19 protein-coding genes and 1 riboswitch are annotated in these 19,833 nt (G+C 74.8%); of the genes, 9 read left to right on the forward strand and 10 right to left on the reverse strand.

Annotation, left to right across the window (positions count from 1 at the left end; translation table 11 throughout):
- Positions 1 to 183: 183 nt before the first annotated feature.
- The gene (locus O4U47_RS07165; protein ID WP_270676817.1) at positions 184 to 1,788 is read left to right on the forward strand and encodes an ABC-F family ATP-binding cassette domain-containing protein; all 1,605 of its coding nucleotides are present in this window, start codon (positions 184 to 186) and stop codon (positions 1,786 to 1,788) included.
- 164 nt (positions 1,789 to 1,952) lie between these two features.
- On the forward strand, positions 1,953 to 2,522 hold the full coding sequence (locus O4U47_RS07170; RefSeq protein WP_270676818.1) for a DUF7144 family membrane protein: 570 nt from the start codon (positions 1,953 to 1,955) through the stop codon (positions 2,520 to 2,522).
- A 55-nt stretch (positions 2,523 to 2,577) separates the two neighbouring features.
- Here O4U47_RS07170 and O4U47_RS07175 read toward each other — a convergent pair whose 3' ends face one another.
- Together O4U47_RS07175 and O4U47_RS07180 are read right to left on the reverse strand one after the other, a co-directional pair.
- Entirely contained in the window at positions 2,578 to 3,120 is a 543-nt protein-coding gene (locus O4U47_RS07175; protein WP_270676819.1) for a pyrroline-5-carboxylate reductase family protein, read from the reverse strand.
- Positions 3,042 to 3,422 carry an NAD(P)-binding domain-containing protein gene (locus tag O4U47_RS07180; RefSeq protein WP_270676820.1) on the reverse strand — a complete coding sequence of 127 codons (381 nt, stop codon included), beginning with the start codon at positions 3,420 to 3,422 and terminating at the stop codon, positions 3,042 to 3,044. Before O4U47_RS07180 ends, O4U47_RS07175 begins: the two co-directional genes overlap by 79 nt.
- A 108-nt stretch (positions 3,423 to 3,530) precedes the next feature.
- Here O4U47_RS07180 and O4U47_RS07185 point away from each other — a divergent pair, with 108 nt between their 5' ends.
- On the forward strand, positions 3,531 to 3,797 hold the full coding sequence (locus O4U47_RS07185) for a hypothetical protein (protein WP_270676821.1): 267 nt from the start codon (positions 3,531 to 3,533) through the stop codon (positions 3,795 to 3,797).
- A gap of 241 nt (positions 3,798 to 4,038) precedes the next feature.
- Positions 4,039 to 4,842, forward strand: a complete 804-nt coding sequence (locus O4U47_RS07190; RefSeq protein ID WP_270676822.1) for an alpha/beta fold hydrolase — start codon at positions 4,039 to 4,041, stop codon at positions 4,840 to 4,842.
- Between the two features lie 20 nt (positions 4,843 to 4,862).
- Here the strand turns inward: O4U47_RS07190 and O4U47_RS07195 are convergent, their stop codons facing one another.
- From O4U47_RS07195 to O4U47_RS07205, 3 genes are all read right to left on the reverse strand, one after another.
- Complete coding sequence (locus O4U47_RS07195) at positions 4,863 to 5,990, reverse strand: PrsW family intramembrane metalloprotease (protein ID WP_270676823.1); 1,128 nt, start codon at positions 5,988 to 5,990, stop codon at positions 4,863 to 4,865.
- Positions 5,987 to 6,586, reverse strand: a complete 600-nt coding sequence (locus tag O4U47_RS07200) for a hypothetical protein (protein ID WP_270676824.1) — start codon at positions 6,584 to 6,586, stop codon at positions 5,987 to 5,989. Before O4U47_RS07200 ends, O4U47_RS07195 begins: the two co-directional genes overlap by 4 nt.
- Positions 6,587 to 7,014: 428 nt before the next feature.
- On the reverse strand, positions 7,015 to 7,773 hold the full coding sequence (locus tag O4U47_RS07205; protein WP_270676826.1) for a metal-dependent hydrolase: 759 nt from the start codon (positions 7,771 to 7,773) through the stop codon (positions 7,015 to 7,017).
- 507 nt (positions 7,774 to 8,280) lie between these two features.
- Here O4U47_RS07205 and O4U47_RS07210 point away from each other — a divergent pair.
- From O4U47_RS07210 to O4U47_RS07220, 3 genes are all read left to right on the forward strand, one after another.
- Positions 8,281 to 8,889 (forward strand): MerR family transcriptional regulator, encoded by a 609-nt coding sequence (locus O4U47_RS07210; RefSeq protein WP_408638944.1) that lies wholly within the window; start codon positions 8,281 to 8,283, stop codon positions 8,887 to 8,889.
- A gap of 249 nt (positions 8,890 to 9,138) precedes the next feature.
- Positions 9,139 to 9,227, forward strand: a riboswitch (glycine riboswitch).
- A gap of 135 nt (positions 9,228 to 9,362) precedes the next feature.
- A complete protein-coding gene (gcvP, locus tag O4U47_RS07215) occupies positions 9,363 to 12,257 on the forward strand; it encodes an aminomethyl-transferring glycine dehydrogenase (RefSeq protein WP_270676828.1) in 2,895 nt (964 codons plus the stop codon).
- A 364-nt stretch (positions 12,258 to 12,621) separates the two neighbouring features.
- Positions 12,622 to 13,818 carry a tetratricopeptide repeat protein gene (locus O4U47_RS07220; protein WP_270676829.1) on the forward strand — a complete coding sequence of 399 codons (1,197 nt, stop codon included), beginning with the start codon at positions 12,622 to 12,624 and terminating at the stop codon, positions 13,816 to 13,818.
- A 21-nt stretch (positions 13,819 to 13,839) separates the two neighbouring features.
- Here O4U47_RS07220 and O4U47_RS07225 read toward each other — a convergent pair whose 3' ends face one another.
- Positions 13,840 to 14,316 carry a MarR family winged helix-turn-helix transcriptional regulator gene (locus O4U47_RS07225; protein WP_270676830.1) on the reverse strand — a complete coding sequence of 159 codons (477 nt, stop codon included), beginning with the start codon at positions 14,314 to 14,316 and terminating at the stop codon, positions 13,840 to 13,842.
- Positions 14,313 to 14,696 (reverse strand): hypothetical protein, encoded by a 384-nt coding sequence (locus O4U47_RS07230; protein WP_270676831.1) that lies wholly within the window; start codon positions 14,694 to 14,696, stop codon positions 14,313 to 14,315. Before O4U47_RS07230 ends, O4U47_RS07225 begins: the two co-directional genes overlap by 4 nt.
- A gap of 204 nt (positions 14,697 to 14,900) precedes the next feature.
- On the opposite strand from O4U47_RS07230, the gene O4U47_RS07235 reads away from it, so the two are divergent.
- Complete coding sequence (locus O4U47_RS07235) at positions 14,901 to 15,518, forward strand: alpha/beta hydrolase family protein (RefSeq protein ID WP_270676832.1); 618 nt, start codon at positions 14,901 to 14,903, stop codon at positions 15,516 to 15,518.
- Positions 15,519 to 15,731: 213 nt separating this feature from the next.
- Here the strand turns inward: O4U47_RS07235 and O4U47_RS07240 are convergent, their stop codons facing one another.
- The 3 genes from O4U47_RS07240 to O4U47_RS07250 form a co-directional block, all read right to left on the reverse strand.
- On the reverse strand, positions 15,732 to 15,926 hold the full coding sequence (locus O4U47_RS07240) for a DUF5999 family protein (protein ID WP_270676833.1): 195 nt from the start codon (positions 15,924 to 15,926) through the stop codon (positions 15,732 to 15,734).
- Between the two features lie 249 nt (positions 15,927 to 16,175).
- The gene (locus tag O4U47_RS07245) at positions 16,176 to 16,892 is read right to left on the reverse strand and encodes an endonuclease V (RefSeq protein ID WP_270676834.1); all 717 of its coding nucleotides are present in this window, start codon (positions 16,890 to 16,892) and stop codon (positions 16,176 to 16,178) included.
- A 59-nt stretch (positions 16,893 to 16,951) separates the two neighbouring features.
- A complete protein-coding gene (locus tag O4U47_RS07250; protein WP_270676835.1) occupies positions 16,952 to 18,385 on the reverse strand; it encodes a threonine/serine exporter family protein in 1,434 nt (477 codons plus the stop codon).
- Between the two features lie 354 nt (positions 18,386 to 18,739).
- On the opposite strand from O4U47_RS07250, the gene O4U47_RS07255 reads away from it, so the two are divergent.
- Positions 18,740 to 19,444: a response regulator gene (locus O4U47_RS07255; protein WP_270676836.1), complete on the forward strand. Its 705-nt coding sequence runs from the start codon at positions 18,740 to 18,742 to the stop codon at positions 19,442 to 19,444.
- Positions 19,445 to 19,833 lie beyond the last annotated feature (389 nt).

A 19,833-nucleotide genomic window follows, 5' to 3' on the forward strand; every position in this document is an offset into this window, starting at 1 on the left:
CGTTCCAGGGGGTCCGGGCAGCGGCCCCCGTGCGCGAACGCAGGGGCCGGGCGGAAAACCCGTTGCCCCTCCGACCCCGCCCGCCGCTACCCTGACAGGCATGTCGACGCCCCGAATCTCTTAGCGAAGGACCCGCTTCCCCACGTGAAGTGTGTCCTTCTGCTTGTTCGGAGCGTATTTCCCATGATCACCCTCAGCGGTGTCGAGCTGCGCGCGGGCGCCCGCACGCTGCTCTCCGACGTCACCCTCACCGTCTCCCCGGGCGACCGCGTCGGCCTCATCGGCCGCAACGGCGCGGGCAAGACGACCCTGATGACCGCCATGGCCGGAGCCGCCGCCCCCGCCTCCGGCGCCATCGTGCGCCACGGCCCCGTGGCCTACCTGCCCCAGGACTCCCGCGCCGCCGACCAGGCCGCCACCGCCACCGGGCGCGTCCTGTCCGCCCGCGGACTGGACACGGCGTCAGCGGCGCTGCGGCTCGCCGAAGAGGCCATGGCCCGCGCCGCCGCACCGGATGAGCTGGAGCGCACCATGCGCGCCTACAGCTGGGCGGAGGCCGAGTTCCAAGCGGCGGGCGGCCACGCGGCGGAGGCCGAGGCGGCGCGCCTGGCCGCCGGGCTCGGCCTGGACGACCCGGTGATGGACGCACCGCTCGGCACGCTCTCCGGGGGGCAGCGGCGGCGCGTCGAGTTGGCCCGCATCCTGTTCGCGGGCGCAGACGGCATGCTGCTGCTGGACGAGCCCACCAACCACCTGGACGCCGACGCGGTCGCGTGGCTGCGCGGCCTCCTCCGCGCCCACCGGGGCGGCCTGGTTCTGATCAGCCACGACACCGGGCTGCTCTCCGACGTCGTGGACCGCGTGTTCCACCTCGACCCCCGCCGGGCCGCGCTCGACGTCCACAACGTGGGCTGGCGGGGCTACCTCGACCAGCGCGCGGCGGAGGAACGCCGTCGCGCCCGTGAGCGGGCGGGGGCCGAGCGCAAGGCCGCGTCCCTGCACGCCCAGGCCGACAAGATGAGGGCGCGCTCGTCGACCGCGGTCGCGGCCAAGAACATGGCCAGGCGGGCCGAGCGGATGCTGGCCGAGACCGAACCCGTGCCCAGGGCGGAGCGGAAGGCGCGCATCCGCCTGCCCGAGCCCGCGCCGTGCGGCAGGACCCCGCTGGGGGCGGTCTCCCTGGCCAAGTCCTACGGCGGCCACCAAGTCCTCGAAGGTGTGGACCTGGCCGTCGACCGGGGGACGCGCCTGGTCGTGCTCGGTTACAACGGTGCAGGGAAGACGACACTGCTGCGGCTGCTGGCGGGCCGGGAGGCACCGGACGACGGGCGCGTCGTGCACGGCCACGGACTGCGCATCGGCTACTTCGCCCAGGAGCACGACACACTGCACCCGGGGAGCAGCGTCCTGGCCAACCTCGTGGCGGCGGCTCCGGGGCTGACCGAGGGCGAGGCGCGGCGCGTGCTGGGCGGGTTCCTCTTCACGGGCGACGACGCCGACAAGCCCGCCTCCGTGCTCTCCGGGGGCGAGAAGACCCGGCTGGCCCTGGCCGGGCTGGTCCACTCGGGCGCCAACGTGCTGCTGCTGGACGAGCCGACCAACAACCTCGACCCCGCCTCGCGCGGCGAGGTGCTGTCCGCGGTCGGGGCGTACCAGGGGGCGATCGTGATGGTGACGCACGACGAGGGGGCGGTCGACGCGCTCCGGCCCGACCGCGTGCTGCTGCTCCCGGACGCCGACGAGGACCTGTGGAGCGAGGACTACCGGGAGCTCGTCGCACTCGCCTGAGCCGGCGTGCATGCGGGCGGTTTGCCGACAAGTGCCCCTTCTTTGCCGGGCCGTGGCCGTCACCGGACGCGCCGTGGGCATCACGCCCCAGAGAAGGGACCGCGACACCCGCGGCCGCCGCCCCGTGCGGCGACCGCGGGAGACCCGTACCGAGGAGGCCGAGCATGGAAGCGTCGCGCACGAACGGATGGATGGTCTTCGGAGCCGTACTGCTGCTGATGATCGGAGCGGTCAACCTGGTGCAGGGGATCGTCGCAATGATGCGCCCCGACTACTACGCGGTGGCCGGCGGCGAGATGCTCGTCCTCGACATGTCCGGGTGGGGACTGCTCCTGACCGTCTGGGGCGCCGTGCTGATGGCGGCCGGGCTGGCCCTGTTCACCGGGCACATGTGGGCGCGGACGCTGGCGGTGGTCCTGGTCGGGGTCAACGCGGTGGCGCAGCTGGGCTTCCTGGCCGCGTTCCCGCTCTGGTCGCTGGTCGCGATCGCCGTGGACGTGCTGGCCATCTACGGCCTGACGGCGGGCTGGCCGAGCGGGGCCCCGAGCGCGGGCGCCGCCGACAGCGGCCGCGCCTACCGCGCGGGGCAGTCCGACGCGCAGGCGGCCCCGGTCGGGACGGCCGCGCAGCCGGGCCCCATGGCGGGGGCCGACATGGAGATGGACCAGGAGCGCGCGTCGGAGGAGGGCATGCCCCAGGCGCCCAAGGGCAGGCACGCCCAGCCGATGGAGTGAGCGGCACCCGCCGGGGGCACCGGGGCGCGGAGGGGGACGCCTCCTCCGCGCCCCCTCACGTGCGCCCGGCGTCCTCGGCCAGCCGCCTGCTGCGCTCGGCCGCGGCCGCCACCGCCTCGGCGACCGCCTCCGGCACACCGCGTGCGTCCAGGCGGTCCAGCGCCTCCCGGGTCGTCCCGCCGGGTGTGGCCACCTCGGCGGTCAGATCGGCCGGGCCCCGGTCGGCCTCCCGCAGCAGCGACGCCGCGCCGTACAGGGTCTGGACCACGGCCGCCCGCGCCTCGCCGGGCGGAAGGCCCTGGCCGACGGCGGCGTCGGCCATGGACGCGGCCAGGTGGTAGAGGAACGCCGGGCCCGACCCGGCCACGGCGGTGACCGCGTCCATCGCGTCCTCGCCCACCCAGGCGATCGACCCGATCCGGGAGAACAGGCCGCCGACCCGCGCCCTGGCCCCGCCGTCCAGGTGGATGCCGCCGACCAGCGCCGTCATGGCCCGGCCGACCGCCGCGGCGGTGTTGGTCATGGCCCGCGCGGCCGGACGCCCGGGGCCCAGCGCCTCCTCGAACCGCGCGAGCGGCACCGCGGCCGCCAGCGACACCGCGACCGCCCCGCGGGCAGGGCGGAGCCCACCTCGGCCGCCGCCGCGGGCACGGCCGACGGCGGCACCGCGACCAGGGCGATGTCCGCGCCGTCGGCGGCGGCCGCGTTGTCCGTGCCCGCCGCCACCCCATGGCGGCCGGCGAGGGTGTGGGCCCACTCGGCGGGAAGGGTGCTCACCGCGACGTCCCGCGCGGGAAGACCCGCCCGCAGGAGCCCGCCGAGCACCGCCTCCCCGAGGTGCCCGGCTCCGATGACCGCCACCCGGAACCGTTCCTCGTCGCGCGCGTCTGTGCTGATCACAGCCGGAAGATTACTGAAGGCGGTCGGGCCGCTGCGGGAGGTGCGGGGTGTGGCGGCCGATCGCCCGAGTGCCGGGCATGCGTCGTCCCGGCGTCGTAGGCTTCCCGCATGACCGTGGACATGTTCGCAGGCGTGCCCGTGAACGGCCTCGATGCGGCGACCGCCTGGTACGAGCGTCTGTTCGGCGCCCCGCCGGTGTTCCGGCCCGACGACGCCGAGGCGGTGTGGGAGATCGCCGAGCACCGGTACATGTACATCGAGGCCTTGCCCGAGCGCGCCGGGAACGCTGTGCACACGCTCTTCGGACGATTTCGAGGCCCGCCTCGCGGCGATCGCCGGACGCGGCCTGGAGCCGTCCGAGCGCGGGACCTATGACAACGGCGTCCGGAAGGCGGTCTTCCGGGACCCCGACGGCAACGAGGTCGGCATCGGCGGCCCACCGCTGTGATCGGCGGGGAGCGGCGCCGGGCGCTCCCCTACACCCGGTGCATGGCGGGGGCGGGACGGTGCTTGCGGACTTTCGATCAACCCGAGACGGAACACAAGGGCCGGGTGGGGTGCCGCACCGGTTGCGGCCCGCCTGACGCCTCGGCAGGATGGCGCGGTGAATCCGGGTGTGTTCGAAAAGAGCCTGCACACGGTTCGCGGGCGCCGCCTCGCGGTCCTGGACTCCGGCGGCGACGGGCCCGCCGTCCTGGCGCTGCACGGACACTTCTCCCGCGGGTCGGTGTACGCCCCGCTCGCCGAGGCGTTGAAGGGGCGCTTCCGAGTGGTCGCACCCGACCAGCGCGCACACGGCCACTCCGAGGGCGGGCCGCCGTTGACCCCGGACGAGTACGTGCACGACGCCGCAGAGCTGGTCGACCGGATCGGCGTCGACCCCGTCGCGGTCATCGGCCACTCGATGGGCGGCATCGTCGCCTACCGTCTGGCGGCACGCTTCCCCGGGCTCGTGCGGGCGCTGGCGGTCGTGGACATCGGCACGGTCAACAAGCGCCCCGACGTCGAACCGGTGCTCGACGTCTCCGACTGGCCGCGCCGTGCTCCCACCCGCGAAGCCCTGGCACAGGCCATCGAAGCGCGCGGGGTACCGTCCTGGTTCTTCATGCAGAGCGCCGAGGAGTTCCACGACGGATGGGGCCTGCTCTTCGACCACGGCGACCTCATGGCCTCCCAGCGCGCGCTCATCGGTGACCACATGGCCGATTGGAAGGCGACGGAGCAGCCCGCACTCCTGCTGCGGGGAGGTGACAGCTTCATGCTCTCTGCGGCCGAGTCCGAGCGCATGCGCAGCGCGCGCTCCGGCGTCGAGACGGTGGAGTTCCCCGGATGCGGCCACTGGCTGTACGAGGAGGAACCGGACCAGTTCACCTCGGTCGTCGGTTCGTTCCTCGACCGGTGGCACCGAACGGCCCCCTGACCTGTGGGACCGCCGCGGCGTTACTCGGGAGCGGCACCGGAGGAGGGTGATGGGCCGTCCCCGCGGCTCTCCGCCCCGTCCTCCCCGGCGCCCTGCCCTTCCTCTTCATCGGGGCGGCCGACCGCCACGCGAAGCTCCGCTGCCCCGAGGGTCCCTCGCTGCCGTTCCGCGGCCGCCGGACGGTCGGAGGCCGGGACTTGCCGAAGCGCGGCGCGGCGGCCCCGTCGGCTCGACAGCGCCAGCGCCTCGGCACGCGGTAGGCCCACACGTTCGCCCTCGACCACCAGGGCGCCGCGCACCCGGCGCACATAGGAGCGGCGCGCCGCCACGTACACCGCGACCACGCACACGAACGGCAGGGACGTCTTCACCGCCAGGCCCGCCACCGTCCCGTTCAGCACGGGGGCGTCGAAGAACCCGTGCAGCGCCACCGCCGACGCCACGGCCAGCGTCGCCGCCCAGGCGCGCCGCGCGTTCGGGTGCCACTGCGCCGCCGCGAGCAGCCCCACGCCCGCCCCGGCGATCGCGGTCATCGCCCAGTGCGTCCCGAGCCCGGTCACCCCGACCCGCAGCACCAGGGACTGGGCGACCGACAGCGCCCCGTCGGTGGCGCCGCCCGCCACGACCGAGTTGAGCGCGTAGATCACGTTCTCGACCGTCTGGAAGCCCAGGCCCGTCAGGGCGCCGAGGATCAGGCCGTCCACCGGACCGCGCAGGGCCGAGGGCAGGGCGACGGCGATGAGCACCACCCCGGCGGTCTTGACGGCCTCCTCGTTGACCGGTGCGGTGAGCGCCGCGCCCCACTGCGCGGCGAAGGCGGTCCCTCCGGACTTGGACCAGACCGCGTTCAGGGCGTCGTTGGCGATCAGCGCGCAGCCGGTCGCGGCGACGCCGCCCCACACCACGGCCGCGGCCGCCGAGGCGCCGTCGGGCGGGCGGATCGGCCTGAGGCGCAGCAGCACCGCCACTCCCACCGCGGACACCGCGGCGAGGACCACGGCTGCGAGCAGTGTCTCGGCGGGGAAGGCGGCCACCATGGGGCCCAGCCCGTTCACGAGCGCCGCGCCGCCCAGGGCGCACGCCGCGACGAAGACGACGGCCGCCGCCAGGCGAGGGCCGCGGGCCGCCATGATGGAGGTCGGGCTCATCGCTCCTCCTCGGAGAACGCGACCGATTCCATGACGTGGTCGGCGGCCTGGACATCGTGCACTGCGGCGTACCGGTCGGCCGTGGCCGTGAACTCCACGGCGAACCCGCCGCCGGGGGAGGGGAACACCGCCGCCTTGCCGGACACGGTGTCGCCCTCCACCGGGCCCTTGAGCCCCTGGGCGCCCTGGTCCGCGGTCATCTCGGACGGCTCGCCGAACCGCGCCGACGGTTCGGTCGTGCGGGTGATGCGTTCGAGGCCCCGCCACAGGTCCCGAGCCCCCTCAGGGGCGCCGGGCGGCGGATGCACGAGCCGGACCTGCAGCATCACGCGGCCGCGCCGGAAGACGAGCAGCTCGCCCTCGGTGCTCTCGGCGGGGAGCTGGGTCCAGCCGCGCTCGAAGCGGGCCGTGGCCTCGTAGTCCTCCGACTCGCCGAGGAGCACCGGGCGCTCGGAGGGCACCGTCGAGGAGTCGGGGAGGAGCATCCCGGCGAGCGGCCATGCGAGCAGGGGGAGGGCGATCGCGGCGGCCGCCGCGCCGAGCGCCGCCCACCCGGGGTCGCGCGCGCCACGGGGATACGCGGAGTACGGGCTCATCGGATGCCGTCCGCCATCACGCCTCCTGGTCGTCGCCGTCCTGCGTACGTCCCCGTCTGAACCGCTCGGGCCGCATGCGGCGGAGCCGGCCCCCGTGTGGACACCGCCCCCTCGCGCGCCGGGGCGCCGGTCCGCCGTCGTGCGGACCTGTCACGGGCGCCCGCCTCAGGCAACCGCGCAGCGAACGGCACCGCATGCGGGCGCGCCCTCCGTTTGAGCCCTCTTTGCGGGCATTTCACAGGCGGTAGACGGGGGAGGTGCCGTAGGCTGCCGCCCTCCGCGCGATCGCCCGCGCGTCTGTAAGGGGGGTCGGCAAACCCTCCGGCGGGCCTGAGCGTCCTGTCGGCGGAGCATCCCCTATCCCCGGATGAGAGGACACCGATGCCTCAGCGCATCCGACCCGCGGCCGGGAGCGCCGGACCGTGAGGTCACAACGCCAGATGGGCGGCGCCGAGCGCCGGGGCCGCGAGCAGGCACGCCCACCGGATGGCGTGCTCGGCCCGGTCGCCCGTGGTGAAGCGCAGGCCCCGGGGCGCGCCCACCATCGCCCACCGTCGGCCCCGCACCTTCACGGGCCAGGCCAGCGGGACGGCGCTCCGGGTGAGCGCGTCGCCCAGGTCGTGCACCACCATGCCCAGGGCGAGCGCCGCCCCGACGTGCGGCCCCGTGCTCACCCCGCCCCAGACCAGCAGCACCGTCGCCGGCCCGGCGAACAGGAACGCGGCCGGCCCGGCGGAGAGGCCGCGGCGGGTGGGCCCCTTCGGCAGCGCCCGGCCCAGGCCCCGCAGGGCCAGGGCCAGGGTGAACCAGACGACGGCGGCCAGGGCGGGAAGCCATGCGGTGCTCGCCGCCCCGGCGGCGGCGCCGACCGCGAGCGCGAACACGGGCGTGTGGAGCAGGTACCGGTGGCGGCCGTCCCCAGCCGCGTCGCGGTGCGTCCGCGTGGCCCGGAAGACCGCGGCCGAGGCGGCCTGCGCCGCGCGCGACAGCAGGCCGGTGACCGGTCCCAGGGACCGGGAGGCCGTCGAGCGGGGGTGGTCCAGGTCGGGGAGGAGCGCGGCCCCGGCGCCGATCCCCGCGGCGGCCGCCAGGTCGGCGAACCCGGCGGGCCACCCGAACGCGGCCGCGGCCGCGGCCGTCGCGGCGACCCCGGCCAATGCGCCGGTCGCCGCGTGGGAGGGGGCCATCACGGTGCGGTCCCGGGCACGGCGTCGGGGACGGGGGAGAGGGAGGGCATGCGGTCCTTTCGGGGCGCCGGGGCTCCGTGGCCCCGGGGAGGGGCTGTCCCCGGTCGTCCCCGCGTGGGCCCGGGTTCGAGCACCACTGGCCGTACACGGCCGCCCTCACCCTGCGCGAGGGCGCCTGTGACCACGGAACCGGCGTCGGCCCGTGGTGCACGTCACAGCGGGTCACCGGCCCCTTGGGGCGCCGGGGACGCGCGCCGTCAGGGGCGGCGCGCGGCGGCGTGTTGTCGACCCACCTTGGGTGCATGCCCCATATCATGGTGGTGAGCTGCGGAAACGAACATCGTGTCGCGGGGCGCCGGAAGGCGGTCGAAAGGTTCCGCGACGCGCCGATGAGTGTCGTTGACGCTCTCTGGCGCACCGGCTTACCTTCAATGTCGAAACACCTGCGGCGTACCCTTCGCAACCCCCTGTCGACCCGCCGTGGGCTGAGGAGCCGGAGGTTTCGGCGTGGCGGTTACGAGCGGCAATCATCAGGCCTCCGTCTCCGGGCGATCGGCGATGGCGATACGGCGAGCGGGGGAGCAGGGCCTGCTGTGTGAAGAGGACGTGGTGGCGCTGCCTATGGACGTCGGGTATCGCGGCCCAACGGCGTGTGCGGCGGCGGGGGTCACCTACCGCCAGCTCGACTACTGGGCGCGCACCCGCCTGGTCGGGCCGAGCGTCCGCCCCGAGCCCGGGACGGGCGACATCCCTCTGTACAGCTTCCGGGACGTTCTGCTGCTCAAGGTGGTCAAGCGGCTGCTGGACACCGGCATCTCCCTCCAGCAGATCCGCACCGCCGTCGACCACCTGCGCGGGCGGGACACGTCCGACCTCCCGCACATCACCCTCATGAGCGACGGCGTGAGCGTCTACGAGTGCACCTCGCCAGGCGAGGTCGTCGAGCTGATGCAGGGCGGCCAGGGGATGTTCGGCATCGCCCTGGGGCGCGTGTGGCGGGAACTGGAGGGCGCGCTGGGGCAGCTCCCGGGCGAGCGGCTGGCCGAGCCGCTGCCGGACGAGCCGCACCCCGGAGACGAGCTCGCCCGGCGGCGCCGCGAGCGCAAGACGGGCTGAGCGGCGGGCCGCGCCGGGGCGCCGGCCCCGCCCCGCCCGGCCCGACCAGCGCCTCGACCGGCCCCGCGCGCATCCGGGCCCGGATGCGCGCGGCCGTGCGGCATCGAGTACGGTCGGGTATCCACCGTCCTCGGGGCGGGCGGTGCGCAGGCGCGCCGGACCCGGACCGAGGTGATCCTCCGCGGCGCGGAATCGTGCGAATCCGGCGGATCGGTGGATAATCGAAGGACAAGTTCATCATCGGGCCGTCGATACCGTGCGGGAGAGACCCCGGCAGGGGCGCCGACGGGGCAATACTCCCCAGTAACCTCTCAGGCACCAGGGACCGCGCGGAGGAGGCCACTCTGGAGCGGCGGCGTGCGGAGCGAGCCCGCACGGTCGCGAGCCCGCGGCCGCACGGCGGCGAGCGACAGAGGGGGAGACCGGACAGGACAGCGGCCGCGACGTGCGGCCAATGCGACCAGGAGGTCTCCATGCCGGACCAGCCGACCCGTAACCGCGCGACCGACGGGGGGCCGGCGCGCGATTTCGCCGACCGGCACATCGGTCCCGACCCGGCCGCGCTCGCCGAGATGCTCAAGACGGTCGGGTACGACTCCCCCGCGGAGCTGATGGCGGCGGCCGTGCCCGACAGCATCCTCACCGCGCCGGGCTCGCCCGCCCCGCTGGACCTGCCCGCCGCGGCGAGCGAGACCGAGGCGCTGGCCGAACTGCGGTCCCTGGCCGACCGCAACACCGTGCGCACCCCGATGATCGGCCGCGGCTACTACGACACCGTCACCCCGCCGGTCATCCTGCGCAACATCATGGAGAACCCCGCCTGGTACACGGCCTACACGCCCTACCAGCCGGAGATCTCCCAGGGCCGCCTGGAGGCCCTGCTCAACTTCCAGACCATGGTCTCCGACCTGACCGGCCTGGCGGTCTCCGGGGCCTCCCTGCTGGACGAGGCCACCGCCGCCGCCGAGGCGATGACCCTGGCCCGGCGCGCCACCAAGTCCAAGAGCTCCACCTTCATCGTGGACGCCGACGTCTTCCCGCAGACCCTGGCGGTGCTGCGCACCCGCGCCGAGCCGCTGGGCATCGAGGTCGTGGTCGCCGACCTCACCGAGGGCCTGCCCGAGGACGAGGCGTTCGGCGTGCTCGTGCAGTACCCGTCCTCCGCCGGCGCGGTGCGCGACCCGCGCCCGGTCATCGACGCCGCGCACGACAAGGGCGCCATGGCGGTCGTCGCCGCCGACATCCTCGCCCTGACCGTGCTGCGCAGCCCCGGTGAGCTCGGTGCCGACATCGCGGTCGGCTCCACCCAGCGCTTCGGCGTCCCCATGGGCTTCGGCGGACCGCACGCGGGCTACATGTCGGTGCGCGAGGGCCTGCAGCGCCAGCTCCCCGGCCGCCTGGTCGGCGTGTCGGTCGACGGCGCGGGCAAGACCGCCTACCGGCTGGCCCTGCAGACCCGCGAGCAGCACATCCGCCGCGAGAAGGCCACCAGCAACATCTGCACCGCCCAGGTGCTGCTGGCCGTCATGGCCGGGATGTACGCCGTCTACCACGGTCCGCACGGGCTGCGGGCGATCGCCGAGCGGGTGCACCGGCAGACCGCCCGGCTCGCCGCCGGGCTGCGCGACCGCGGCTTCACCGTCGTGCACGACGACTTCTTCGACACCCTGCGCGTGCGGGTGCCCAACGGGGCCGCCGGGAAGGTCGAGGCCGCGGCCGAGCGCGGCGTCAACCTGCTGCGGGTCGACGACGACACCGTCGGCATCAGCTGCGACGAGACCACCACCGACGGCCACCTGGCCGCCGTGCTGGCCGCCTTCTCCGGCGGCGACAAGGCCGAGCGCCCCGCCCCCGAGCCGTCCTCGCACCTGCCGCAGGACCTGCGCCGCGGCGTGGACTACCTCGACCACGAGGTGTTCAACACCCACCGCAGCGAGACCTCGCTGCTGCGCTACATGCGCCGCCTGGCCGACTACGACCTGGCGCTGGACCGCACCATGATCCCGCTGGGATCGTGCACCATGAAGCTCAACGCCACCGCCGAGATGGAGTCGGTGACCTGGCCGGAGTTCGCCCGGCTGCACCCGCTGGCCCCGCTCGACCAGGCCGCCGGGACCGTGTCCCTGGTGCGCGACCTGGAGCGCTGGCTGGCCGAGGTGACCGGCTACGACGCGGTGTCGCTGCAGCCCAACGCGGGGTCGCAGGGCGAGCTGGCCGGCCTGCTGGCGATCCGCGGCTACCACCGCGGGCGCGGCGAGGCCGACCGCGACGTGTGCCTGATCCCCAGCTCGGCGCACGGCACCAACGCCGCCAGCGCCGTCATGGCCGGCATGCGGGTGGCGGTCGTGGCCTGCGACGACAGCGGCAACGTGGACCTGGAGGACCTGCGCGCCAAGCTCGCCAAGCACGAGGGCCGGGTCGCGGCCATCATGGTCACCTACCCCTCCACCCACGGGGTGTTCGAGGAGACCATCACCGAGGTGTGCGACCTCGTGCACGGGGCCGGGGGCCAGGTCTACGTCGACGGCGCCAACTTCAACGCGCTGCTCGGGTGGGCCAAGCCCGGCAGGTTCGGGGCCGACGTCAGCCACCTGAACCTGCACAAGACCTTCTGCATCCCGCACGGCGGCGGCGGTCCCGGCGTGGGGCCCGTCGCGGTGCGCTCGCACCTGGCCGGGTACCTGCCCAACCACCCGGGCCAGCCGGACGCGGGGCCGCACACGGGCGTGGGCCCGGTGTCGGCGGCGCCGTTCGGGTCGGCGGGCATCCTGCAGATCTCCTGGGCGTACGTGCGGATGATGGGCGAGGCGGGCCTGCGCGGGGCCACCGAGGCGGCGGTGCTCAGCGCCAACTACCTGGCCAAGCGCCTGGAGCCGTACTACCCGGTGCTCTACACCGGCGACAACGGCCTGGTGGCGCACGAGTGCATCATCGACATCCGGCAGATCGCCAAGAAGACGGGGATCACCAACGAGGACGTCTCCAAGCGGCTGATCGACTACGGCATCCACGCCCCGACCATGTCGTTCCCGGTGGCGGGCACCCTGATGGTGGAGCCCACCGAGAGCGAGGACCTGGAGGAGCTGGAGCGCTTCATCGAGGCGATGGTCGCGATCCGCCAGGAGATCGACCGCGTGGCCGACGGGAAGTACGACCCGGAGGACAACCCGCTCAAGAACGCCCCTCACACGGCGGAGGCCCTGACCGCCGATGCGTGGGAGCACCCCTACACCCGCGCCGAGGGCGGGTACCCGGTCTCCCGGCTGCGCCGGTACAAGTACTGGGCGCCGGTGGGCCGCATCGACCAGGCCTACGGCGACCGCAACCTGGTCTGCTCCTGCCCGCCGCCGGAGGCGTTCGAGGAGTGAGCCGGGCCGATGGCCCTGTCAGGCGGTCGGCGGCGCCGGTACCCGGAGCGGGTGCTGGCGCCGCCGCCGCATTGCGGGTGAAATGAAGGGGAGACAGGGAAAAGCGCCCCAGGTGTCTGACACGGCGAAGTACGGGTTCGGGGAGACCTTCAAGATCACCGACCCCTTTGAGATGGAGATCGACAGCGGCAGGTTCATCTCCTACGACTGACCCGGTTCCGCCCCTGCCCGGCCTCCCCCGAATCGTTCGTCAACACCCGGGCAGGGTGGATCGGAACGGCCCCGCGCACCCGCTACTCTCCGAGGGACAGCGCCTCCGCCGCGCCTGCGCGGCGGATCCCGCCCCCTGTGGAGAGTTGCCTGCATGACCGCGACGACCGGTTCCTCCTCGCCCTCCGACGCCGCCGGAGACGAATCCGCGTTCGCCGACCTCTGCGACCAGGCGCGCGACCTCGCGCACAACGGCCACTTCGCCCGGGCCGCACAGCTCTACGAGAAGGTCCTGGAAGGCGGCTCCCGCGAGCACAGGGCCGCCGCCGCGCTCGGCCTGGCGGTCGCCCGGCACAGCGCCGGGCAGGTGTCCGAGGCCCGTGAGGCCGCCCGCGCCGCCATGGAGACCGGCCACCCCGAATACGCGCCCCGCGCCGCCTACCACCTCGCCCTCTCCTGTGAAGAGGAAGGACTGCTCGCCGACGCCGAGCGCGCCTGGACCGCCGTGCTCGACTCGGGTCACGAAGGCTACGCGCCCGCCGCCCACCACGGGCTGGCCCGCGCCGCCGAGGAGCGGGGCGACGCCGACGTGGCGCGCGGGCATTGGGAGCGCGCGCTGGCGGGCGGTTCCGACTCCGTCCCGGACGCCGCGCAGGACTACGCCGAACGCCTCCTCGCGCGCGGCGAGACCGAACGCGCCGAGGCGGCGGTGCGACGCGGCCTCGAAGCGGGCGAGCACCCGGGGCTGCGCATGCTCCTGGGGGCCGTGCACGTGGAGCGCGCCATCGAACAGTTCGGCATCGTCGTCGACACCGCCGCCCCTCGGGGCCGGGCGGTCGGCGATCCCTCCCTTCCCGCCGCCGATGTACCCGCGCCCGCCGCGGCGACCGCCTACGAGCTGCTGGCCCGCCTGCTGGCCGTGCGCGGCGACCAGGAGTCGGCGGCGCAGGTCTGGGAGGAGGGGACGCGGCACACCGACGCCGATGTGGCAGGTGAGGTCCGTTCCCGGCTCCGCAGGGGATTCCTCGAACCCGACCCGGAGGCCGAGGGGGCGGACGAGGCCCAGTGGTGGGAGCCGTACCTGGAAACGGCCGAGGCCGAGGGGAGTACGCCCATGCTGGCGGGCGAGCTGTTCGCGGCGCTCGGCGCGGCGCACGCACGCGCGGCGCTCCCGCTCGTGGAGGGCGAAGCGCGCGTGGCCGAGCTGCGGGGCGCCTTGGAGGAGGCGGTGCGCACGCCGAGCGAGTTCGTGTGGGGGCGGGCCCTGCACGACGACTTCCGCGAGCGGTTGCGGAAGGCGGCGGGCTCGTCCGAGGACGTCCTCCCGGAGGGCTGGCCGGACCTGGGGTGAGAGGGCGCGGACCGGTCGGTGTCAGGGCTCCACGGCGTGTGAGCGGTCGAGCAGGCGGACCATGGCCCGGTGGAACCCGGCGCGCTCCTCCTCGGTCCAGTCCTCGGTGAGGAGGGCGAACGCCTCTTCCTGCCAGCGGTGGGCGTCGCGGAGCAGTGCGGCGCCCGCGGCGGTGACCGATGCCTCGCGGCGGCGGGCGTCGTCCGCCGATGGCCGCAGTTCCAGGTGTCCCGTCTCGACCGCGTCCTTGACCAGGCGGGAGGCGCCGCTCTGGTCGATCCCGATCTCCCGGGCGACGGAGTTGACCGTCACCGGCGCCCCGCCCCGCGCCTGGAGGGCGTGGACGGCCTCGGTGGCGAGGACCAGGCGGCCCTGTCGGGCGGCGGCGTGGTCGGTGGGCCCGTTCCACCGCCGGGACCAGTGCCGGACGAAGGCGAAGAGGGCCTGCCCGGGCCCCTCGGCTCGCTCCGCTGCCTTCGGTGGGCCGTCGGCGTTCACTCCGTGGCCGCCATTTCCCGGCAGATGACGGCCAGCTCCAGGGCGGATGCGAGGTCCGGCTGCCGCAGAGCGGCCGAGATGCGGTCGCCGTCCGCCCGGAAGACCGTGGCCACGCGGGAGGGGCGCTCGCTCTGAGGCCAGGCGGCCTCCTGTTCGACCACCATGAGGCGGTCGCTGACGGGGTGCCAGGAGGTGGGGCGCATGCGGATCCCGGAGCGCCGCACCCAGTCGGCGAAGTCCGGGGGCGAGAGGGGACCGGCCCCCTTCGGGCCGAGGACGACGACGGGGTCGGTGACGGCGGCCGCCGCCCGGTCGGGATCGCCGCCGTTCACGGCGGCGTGCCAGCGGTCGACCGCATCTTCGAGGCGAGGTGGTGTCATGGGCGCGAATATATGCGATTCGCATATAAACCGGCAAGGGGCCGTCGGGTGCGAGGGGCGCAAGGGGTCGGCGCCTCCGGAGCGGCGCCTTCGAGGAGGTGGGTGATCGAGCAGTAGCCCCCCGAGGGGGCCACGAGGTCCCGCGCCCCTGGATCACCGAATGGATCACCGAAAGCCCAGGGCGGAACGCCTAGGTTGGGAACCATGGAGATCGAGATCGACACCCCGAAGGGCCCAGGGCGTGCCGAGGTGGAGTGGCCCGAAGGGGACGCGCGTTACCTGTTGGCGATCACCCACGGCGCGGGCGGGGGAGTGGACGCCCCGGACATCCTGGCCGTGCGGGACGCCGTGCTCGCCTCAGGAGGGGCGGTGGCGCGGGTGACGCAGCCCTACCGTGTCGCGGGGCGGCGCATGCCGGGCGCCAACACCGGACCACAGGACCTGGCCTGGTCGGCCATGATCGAGAAGCTGCGGGCCGAGCCGAACGCGGCGGAGATCCCGTTGGTGCTCGGCGGGCGGAGCAACGGGGCGCGTGTGGCCTGCCGGACGGCGTCGGCGCTGGGGGCGGACGCCGTGGTGGCGCTGGCCTTCCCGCTGCATCCCCCGGGCAAGCCGGAGAAGTCGCGCGCCGGGGAGCTGCAAGGGGCCGGTGTGCCGGTCCTCGTGGTCAACGGGGACCGCGACCCGTTCGGGGTCCCCGACGCGGCCGACGCGCAGACGCTGGAAGTGCGGCCGGGCGAGCGGCATGAGCTGTCCAAGGACCCTGAGGGGGTCGGCGCCGTGGTCGCCGGGTGGCTGGGGGAACGCATCCCCGTGCGGTGAGTACCGGTGCAGGCGTTCCGCGCGGCGGGCGCCCGCACGCCGGGGTCCCGTCAGCGGGTCCCATCAGCGGGGTCCGTCGGCAGGGTCCCGCGGCCCTTCCCCAGGGCGCCCGTCCCACCGGTCGGCCCGGGACGGGGGAGGGGGAAGCGGGTCGCTCCTCGCCTTCCCCGTCGGTCGATCGGCGCTCCCGGCTCGGCCGGGACCGTCCGGCGGTCAGGCCGCCGGGTGCACGGCGGGGCGGTGGGGGGCGATAGTCTTGCCGTCGGGCAGCAGCTCGCCGGTGTCCTCGAAAAGCACGACGCCGTTGCACAGCAGGCTCCAGCCCTGCTCCGGGTGGACGGCCACCACTCGGGCCGCCTCGCGGTCGTTGGCGGTGAAGGACGGGCACGGGGGTTCGTGACGGCACATCGCGCGCCTCCGGATTCGGTCGTGTCCACGGGAGCGGGTGACCACCCCCAAAAGCACCATAGTGGTGTGCGGCACACTCTGCCGCGTCTTTATAGAGAATCCGACGCGTCGTACCAGGGCCTGGATCGAACCGGGGTGAAGGTCGGCCGGTATGGGCCATCCGTTGAACCGGGGAGGCGGGGTCCGCGTCCTACAGCGGGGCGCATCCGCGCGCGACGGGCGGCCGCGGTCCGTGCCCGCCCCCGGGCTCTACGCGGGCCCGTCGGCGGCCGCCGGCTCCTTCAGGCGTTCGCGGGACAGGTGGTCGGCCTCGCGCACCGTCTCGGGGAGGCGGTACCTCGGCGTCAGGCGCAGCACCAGGTCCACCGCGCCCTCAAGGTCGGCCCGGTGGCCCACGGACACGTACACGGGGCGCACTCCCGTCCGGGTTCGCAGCGCGCACCCCACCTCCGCGCCGTCGTCGGCGACCAAGGGGGCGCGGGAGCCGCGCTCGCTCCCCGGCTCGTCGGAGCGGCCCACGAACGGCGACTTGCCCACGCCGATCGCCGGGCGGTCCAACAGCCATCCCAGATGGCAGGCGAGCCCGAACCGGCGCGGGTGGGCCAAGCCGAACCCGTCGCACACGAACACGTCCGGCTCCACCGTCAACCGGCCGATCGCCTCCAGCAGCGGCGGCAGCTCGCGGAACGCGAAAAGGCCCGGCACGTACGGGAAGGCGGGCGCCGCGTCCGCGGTCGCGGCCTCCACCACCTCCAGGTCCGGCAGTGACAGCACGACCGCCGCGGCCACCAGCCGGTCCTCCTCGGAGGAGTAGGACACGTCCAGACCGGCGGCGAGCCGCACCGCCCCGGCGTCCAGCGGCTCCACACGGACCTCAGGGGCGAGCCGCTCCTGCAGTGCGCGGGCGCCCTCGGGGTCGCCGGGCCAGAGGTCGGGGCGCGAGGCCCGGTCGGGAACGGCGATCATGGGCCGACCCTAGCGCCCGCGCGAACGCGCCCCGACGCCGGAGGGGCCCAGTCGGCCCCTCAGGTGAACCCGCCGCGGGTCCGGCGGGCCGCCGGACGGTGCCGCCGTCCGGCGCCCGCCAGCCCGCCGCGCTGGAACGCCCGCACGAGCTCGCCGCCCAGGTTGACGCCGGCACCGAGCGCCAGCCCCACGGTCACCGCCTCGGACAGGCTGAGCAGGCCGGACACGGGGTGGTCCAGGGTGATCTGGAGCAGGCCCCGGTACAGGATGCTCCCCGGCAGCAGCGGGGCGATGGCGGGGATGACGTAGGGCAGCACCGACCGCCGGGTGCGCCGGGACAGCGCGTGGGCGAACACCCCGATCGCCCCGGCGCCCGCCACGGTGCCCATGATCGGCGGCGCGTCGAACGCGATGCGCACCCCGGCGTACAGCAGCCAGATGACCACGCCCATCACGCCGATCGCCAGGAGCATGCGCGGCGGCACGGCCAGCGAGACGGCGAAGGCGACGGCGATCCCGGCGGCGCCCACCAGCACGATGGGGTCCACCGACATGCCCGCCGACGGCAGGTCGTCCAGGTCCATGTCGACGCCCAACTGCACGGCGGTGTAGGCGACGACGCCGACGCCGGAGATGATCGCGCCGAGGGTGAAGAAGACCTCCAGCAGCCGCGCCGACGCCGACACGTAGCTGCCGCTGATCCCGTCCTGGAGGCTGGCGACCAGCGCCCGCCCGGGCAGCAGCGCCATGATGTTGCCGGTGATGATCGCGCCGGCGTACAGGCCCAGGTCGAGGACGCTGCTGATCCACAGCAGCAGCACCCCGATGCTGGAGGCGGTCGCCGACGCCAGGGCCATCTGGTAGAACTCGGCGATCCCGCGCTTGGCGGTGACCGCGGCGACCCGGTCGCCCAGGACCGTGGCGATGAACGCCGCCGTGGCGACGAGGAACCCGCCCCCGACCATGAGGCTGGCGCTGGAGGCGATGAGCCCGAAGCCGGTGATGATGAGCCACCCGGGGTAGGGCGGCCGGGCGTGCTTGATGGCCTGGAGGCGGGCGATGGCCCCTTCGAGCTCCAGCATGCCGAGTGCGGCTTCCTGTACCAGGGTGTGCAGCTCGCTCACGCGGAAGTAGTCGAGGGCGCGGCGGCGCACCACGCGCTCGCCGGTGATGGGCGGGCTGTCGCCGCCGGGGTGCGTCGACAGGGAGATGACGGTGAAGGTCACCGACACCTCGGTGCGGGGCAGCTCGAAGGCCACCGAAAGGCTCAGCATGGCCTCGCTGACGGCCTCGGTGCCCTCACCGCTGGCCAGCAGCAGTTCGCCCACGCGCAGGACCAGGTCGATCGCGCGCGGGTCGGGCATATCGACGGCTTCGTCCTCCAGCCCCTCGGCGTGCAGTTCCGCCTCCTTGGAGGCACGCCAGTCGCGGAGCCTGCTGAGCAGGTTGTCCTCGCTCGTCGGGGTCGGCCGCTGTTGCGGGTCGTCGGCCATGGGCGGTTCTCGCTATTTCGGTTCTCGACGGGGAGTGGGGCGTGCGGCGGGCGTGTCCGGGATCCTCCGGGGGCGCGCCACGGGGTGGGACGCCGCCGCGGGGCGGAGGGTTGGCGGCGGCGGGGGCGGTGCGCTGGTGAGGTCCGTCACGAGCCTCATGGTCGCAGTTCGCGGGTGAAACCGGGAGAACCGGGGCGCCGTCCGGCGGGTCGCGCCGCGGCCCAGATCAGGGGCGGTGGCGGATCGGGGGAGGGGCCGCGGGCGCGGGCCGGGGACGCGATTCCGCGGACCGGAACCGGCCCGGACGGGGGCGCGGCGTGCCCGCGGGGGCGCGGATCGGGAAGAATCCGGGGCATGGCCATCCGTGTACTGCTCGTCGACGACCAGCCGCTCCTGCGCACCGGCTTCCGGCTCATCCTGGAGGCCGAGGACGACATCTCGGTCGCGGGGGAGGCCTCCGACGGCAACGGCGCCGTGTCCTCGACCAAGCGCCTGCTGCCCGACGTGGTGCTGATGGACATCCGCATGCCGGGCAAGGACGGCATCGACGCCACCCGGGAGATCCTCGCGTGGGCGCGGGGTGCGGGGCAGACCGTCCGGGTGCTCGTGCTGACCACCTTCGACCTGGACGAGTACGTCGTGGAGGCGCTGCGCGCGGGGGCGAGCGGGTTCCTGCTCAAGGACGTCCCGCCGGAGGAGCTGGCGGGGGCGATCCGGGTGGTCGCGGAAGGGGCGGCGATCGTCGCCCCCACGGTCACGCGGCGCCTGCTCGACCGGTTCGCCGACCACCTTCCGAGCACGCGCGAGCGGCCGTCGACGGAGATGGACCGGCTGACCGAGAGGGAGCGCGAGGTCCTGCGGCTGCTCGCGCGGGGGCGCTCGAACGCCGAGATCGCCGAGACGCTCGTGGTGAGCGAGACGACGGTGAAGACGCACGTGGGCAACGTGCTGACCAAACTGGGGCTGCGCGACCGCGTCCAGGCCGTCGTGCACGCCTACGAGACCGGCATCGTCCGCCCGGGAGAAGACGACGGCCGAGGAGCACCGGACCGACAATGAGGGGACGGGGCACTGGGGCACTGGGGCCCTCGCGGTCCGCCGGGGCGCCGGTCCGCCGGGGCGCCGGAGTGCCGGTCCGCCGGTCCGCCGGGGCGCAAGGTGAACAGCAGCAACGACGGGACCAGCAGGTACCCCGCTCATGGACTCCGGCCGGGCGGCGGGCCGCTGGGGTGCCAGGTCGTTGGCGGCGACGACGAAGGTCGGCGGCCCTACCTGGTGCGTTGTCGGCCGCCGGCTGTGTGCGTGGTCAGGGTGTTCGGCGGCGACGGCGTGAGCGGGGCGGTTCCCCGGGCCTGCCTGCCGTCCGGCCGGGTTCCTCGCGGTCCGGGTCGGCGGCGGCTCGGGCGGTGCCCCGCTGACGGGCCCTGGCCGGGTGGCGGGTGGTCGGG

The sequence above is a fragment of the Nocardiopsis suaedae genome, assembly GCF_027706745.1.
In the GTDB taxonomy this organism is placed as follows: Bacteria; Actinomycetota; Actinomycetes; order Streptosporangiales; family Streptosporangiaceae; genus Nocardiopsis_A; species Nocardiopsis_A suaedae.

Excerpts from the sequence above, each read along its gene's own strand:
- O4U47_RS07170 (WP_270676818.1), top strand. The coding sequence starts at position 1,953 with ATGGAAGCGTCGCGCACGAACGGATGGATGGTCTTCGGAGCCGTACTG.
- gcvP (WP_270676828.1), top strand. The coding sequence starts at position 9,363 with ATGCCGGACCAGCCGACCCGTAACCGCGCGACCGACGGGGGGCCGGCG.
- O4U47_RS07240 (WP_270676833.1), bottom strand. The coding sequence starts at position 15,926 with ATGTGCCGTCACGAACCCCCGTGCCCGTCCTTCACCGCCAACGACCGC.
- O4U47_RS07195 (WP_270676823.1), bottom strand. The coding sequence starts at position 5,990 with ATGAGCCCGACCTCCATCATGGCGGCCCGCGGCCCTCGCCTGGCGGCG.
- O4U47_RS07245 (WP_270676834.1), bottom strand. The coding sequence starts at position 16,892 with ATGATCGCCGTTCCCGACCGGGCCTCGCGCCCCGACCTCTGGCCCGGC.
- O4U47_RS07220 (WP_270676829.1), top strand. The coding sequence starts at position 12,622 with ATGACCGCGACGACCGGTTCCTCCTCGCCCTCCGACGCCGCCGGAGAC.
- O4U47_RS07250 (WP_270676835.1), bottom strand. The coding sequence starts at position 18,385 with ATGGCCGACGACCCGCAACAGCGGCCGACCCCGACGAGCGAGGACAAC.
- O4U47_RS07200 (WP_270676824.1), bottom strand. The coding sequence starts at position 6,586 with ATGAGCCCGTACTCCGCGTATCCCCGTGGCGCGCGCGACCCCGGGTGG.
- O4U47_RS07235 (WP_270676832.1), top strand. The coding sequence starts at position 14,901 with ATGGAGATCGAGATCGACACCCCGAAGGGCCCAGGGCGTGCCGAGGTG.
- O4U47_RS07230 (WP_270676831.1), bottom strand. The coding sequence starts at position 14,696 with ATGACACCACCTCGCCTCGAAGATGCGGTCGACCGCTGGCACGCCGCC.
- O4U47_RS07165 (WP_270676817.1), top strand. The coding sequence starts at position 184 with ATGATCACCCTCAGCGGTGTCGAGCTGCGCGCGGGCGCCCGCACGCTG.
- O4U47_RS07185 (WP_270676821.1), top strand. The coding sequence starts at position 3,531 with ATGACCGTGGACATGTTCGCAGGCGTGCCCGTGAACGGCCTCGATGCG.
- O4U47_RS07255 (WP_270676836.1), top strand. The coding sequence starts at position 18,740 with ATGGCCATCCGTGTACTGCTCGTCGACGACCAGCCGCTCCTGCGCACC.
- O4U47_RS07205 (WP_270676826.1), bottom strand. The coding sequence starts at position 7,773 with ATGGCCCCCTCCCACGCGGCGACCGGCGCATTGGCCGGGGTCGCCGCG.